Source organism: Mycobacterium sp. (assembly GCF_052145595.1).
In the GTDB taxonomy this organism is placed as follows: Bacteria; Actinomycetota; Actinomycetes; order Mycobacteriales; family Mycobacteriaceae; genus Mycobacterium.
Genome location: NZ_JBKQOI010000235.1, coordinates 1 through 3,296, shown reverse-complemented (window position 1 = coordinate 3,296; position 3,296 = coordinate 1). Strand labels below are relative to the sequence as shown.

Annotated in this window: 3 protein-coding genes; 1 reads left to right on the top strand and 2 read right to left on the bottom strand. The window is 65.1% G+C overall.

The genetic code is table 11. The features are described 5' to 3' along the window. Window positions 1-649 precede the first annotated feature (649 nt). Complete coding sequence (locus ACLP4W_RS20925) at window positions 650-1,372, top strand: class I SAM-dependent methyltransferase (RefSeq protein WP_442389221.1); 723 nt, start codon at window positions 650-652, stop codon at window positions 1,370-1,372. Between the two features lie 120 nt (window positions 1,373-1,492). Here the strand turns inward: ACLP4W_RS20925 and ACLP4W_RS20920 are convergent, their stop codons facing one another. Both ACLP4W_RS20920 and ACLP4W_RS20915 read right to left on the bottom strand, forming a co-directional pair. Continuing rightward, window positions 1,493-2,278 carry a methyltransferase family protein gene (locus ACLP4W_RS20920; RefSeq protein WP_442389219.1) on the bottom strand — a complete coding sequence of 262 codons (786 nt, stop codon included), beginning with the start codon at window positions 2,276-2,278 and terminating at the stop codon, window positions 1,493-1,495. Between the two features lie 182 nt (window positions 2,279-2,460). Next, on the bottom strand, window positions 2,461-3,296 hold an 836-nt coding region (locus ACLP4W_RS20915; RefSeq protein WP_442389217.1), incomplete at its 5' end, for a BBE domain-containing protein.

Below are 3,296 nucleotides of genomic sequence, written 5' to 3'. Positions count from 1 at the left end.
TAACGGCCTTGGGCGGGGGATCGCCTGGGCACCAGTGAAAGGCTCCGGCCTGAGCGGTACCCGCGGCCAGCTCCAAACCGGCCCACCCTAAACCGCCAGACACCAACAGAGTGGTTGCTAAACCGCCAATGAGTCGTCGCATAAACCGGGATTTTTCACCTCGACAGCCCTTCCGTCTAGTGGGAATACACGTTGATCGCAATATTCGGTTCACGTTGGTCCTTTCGTTTGCTGTCGGGCCGTACGTTAGCGCCGACGACTTGCGGAATTCTTGCGTTCGCTCGGGCTACCCCAGCGCATGGATGGGCGAAGCCGAGATGTTGGCCTGCGCCGCCGCGGATCACCCCTGCCTTCGTGCCCGGGCCCGGGACAGGGCAGCCAGTACGGAACGGCCCGGGCGTAGTTGTCGAACGCTGGACCATAGATCCGCCGGAACCGAGTCTCCTCTAACAGCGGACCGAGCACGCAGTATGCCGCGAACACTACGGCGATGACCGGGTGGTCCACGGTCCCGCGCCGACGATGATAGCGCCACGGGTGTCGTGCACGTTCGTGCGATTCGTGTTGTTCGCGGTGCTCGCTCTCAACCTATGAATTGCCGTGATACATTCCCGGACTGTCGTACCCGGTGGTTGTGCGGAGGCTCAGGATGGTCACACGGCGATGGACCGAGTCGGACGAGGCCAAGAGCAGTTACGTCAAGGGCCTGTTTTCGGCGCTGGCGAAGCGCTACAACGTGATGACCGATGTGTGGACGATCGGGCTTCATCGCTTGTGGAAGCGGCAGGCCATGAAGCTTTGCGCCGCGCGGCCCGGCGAACGAGTGCTGGACGTCGCGACCGGGACGGGCGATCTGGCGTTCATGGAGGAGGCGGCGGTCGGGCCGGAAGGCCAGGTCGTGGGCGTCGACTCCTGCGCGGCGATGCTTGAGGTCGCCCGGCGGCGGCAGCGCGGGGCCATCGACTTCCAGGAGGGCGACGCCATGGACCTGGGGTTCCCGGATGCGTCATTCGACGTAGTCACAATCGGCTTCGGGCTGCGCAACGTCGCCGACCGCGGCCAGGCGCTGCGCGAGTTCCGGCGCGTCCTGCGGCCGGGCGGACGGCTGATGGTGCTCGATTTCAGCACGCCGACCTCGAAGGTGCTGAAAGCCCTTCATGACCTGCTCTACTTCCGTGTGATGCCGGCTGTGGGCTGGGCCTTTGCCTGGCATCGCGACGCCCATCATTACACCTCCGATTCGATCCGCACCTGGTTGTCGCGGGACGAGCTGAGCAAGGCGATGCTGGACGCGGGCTTCGTCGATGCCCGCTACGTCTCGCTGAGCACCGGGTTCGCAACGGTCCATTTCGGTTTGCGCGCGGCCAGCTGATTGCGAGGCGGTCGACATCGTCGGCGCGCGCTCGCTCGGTGCGTCATCCGGTCGAGCGGACGAATTACCTTATGCTGCAAGCATTGATCGACCTGTGGCGATTTCGACCGGGTCGATGATTTACCGCTGCCGTGGTGCCAGGAGGCGGAGACGGGGCAGCCAATACGGAACGCCCCGCGCGTAGTCGTCGAACGCTGGACCATAGATCCGCCGGTACCGAGCCTCCTTGAACAGGGGCGCGCCCACGCAATACGCCGTGAACACGACGGCGATGACCAGCTGGTCCGGAGTCCAGGTGGGCACCGTCCAAAGCGTTAGGGCGAACGAAACGTAGATCGGCTGGCGGGTCAGCCGGAACAGGCCCGTCTGCGGCATCGCCGGGTAGAGCGGTTGCCGCCCACGTAGCATGGCGAACCAGCCGAGGCTGCCGGTCTGCAGCGCCAGTCCAGCGTCCATCATTGACTTGCCGAGCAGCAGCCAGGACGTCGCGTACAGGACGACCAGCACCGCTAGCACCGCCCCCTGTGCCTGCCACCAGACCGTGCCACTGGGCGACCACAGCGCGAAGAGCAACAAGACTTGCAGCGCGGCGATGGTGGCGAAAGTGGTGGTCGCCAAGGTGGGCCCGGCGCCGCGCGGGGCCAAACGTGCCAATAGTCTTCGACCCTGGCTGGTCAGCAGCACCGAATGCGCGAGGGGAAACTGGACGAGCAACACCGCGTTGGCGATCCAGCTATATGGGGGCCGCAGGATGCCTAATGACCGGCTCATGCCGAAGAACATCGCGACCATCATGGCCCCGACTCCGAGGCCGAAGCAGGCATGGCAGATGACGCCATAGCACAGGGCGATGACGGTATGGCCGCCAGTGCGTTGGCCGGTTTGGGTCGCCGGGGAGCCTGGCATACCACCTCCACGTCGTACCCCCGCCCGGCACAGTCTGGCATCGCGGCGCCGCCGCCACAGTCGAATCGCGATAATTCAAGCGCCGACCCCAACACGTAACATTTGGCGCGCAAGAGTCTATGTCGACGGGGAAAATCACGCCGAAAATCGACGCCCTGGTGAGAGCGGCATAGGTTATTTCGTTAGAAGTCCAGCCCCGAGAACATGACCCGGTTCGGGTCGTATTTTTGCCGGACAGTCGTCAGCTGTGACAGGTTCGAGCCGAAGTAGCGCGCCGCCGAGGTGTTGGCTTCCAGGTAGTTGACGTAGCCGCCGACCGAAAACGGTTGTACCGCCTGATGCGCGGAGTTCAGCCACTGCGTGGCGGCGGACACTTGGTTGCCGGCAGGCTCGACGTACCACTGCAACAGCGCGGACTGGCTGCGCCACGGAAAGGCGGTGTCCCCCGCACCCACGTCACCGACGGCACCGCCCAGCGGGTCGACGAGCACCGATGCCCTTCCGGCCGCGGCGGGCCACTGGCCGATGGCAGTCGCGATCGCAAGGGCCGCAGCAGAATTCAACGTCGCGATCACGTCGGATCCGGCGACGAAGCCGCGCGGTGAAGACGTTGGGCTGCCGCCGGCCAGATAATTCACCAGGTCCATATGGCCTAGCGTCTTGTTCTGAACTGCGCTGGGCGCCACCCCTACTGCGGATTTGATCGCGTCGGCGACGCCCGAACCAGCACCCGCGGGACACGTAGCCAGCACATGGCAGTTCGGCTGGCCCGCACCGACCGAGAGATCGATTATCCCCCAGGTGTTTCGGTCGGCCGTGGTCATCCAGGACTGCCAGCCGGCGAGCACCTGCACCGCCGACGCCGGCGGGAAGTCAAGCCGCACGAGGTCGGTATCGCCGGTGGCAAAGGTCGCGAAGGTCATCGAAGTCGTCACCCCGAAATTGCCCCCGCCGCCACCGCGGAGCGCCCAGAACAGATCCGGATGGTCATTGGCGGATGCGGTGACCACGTCACCGC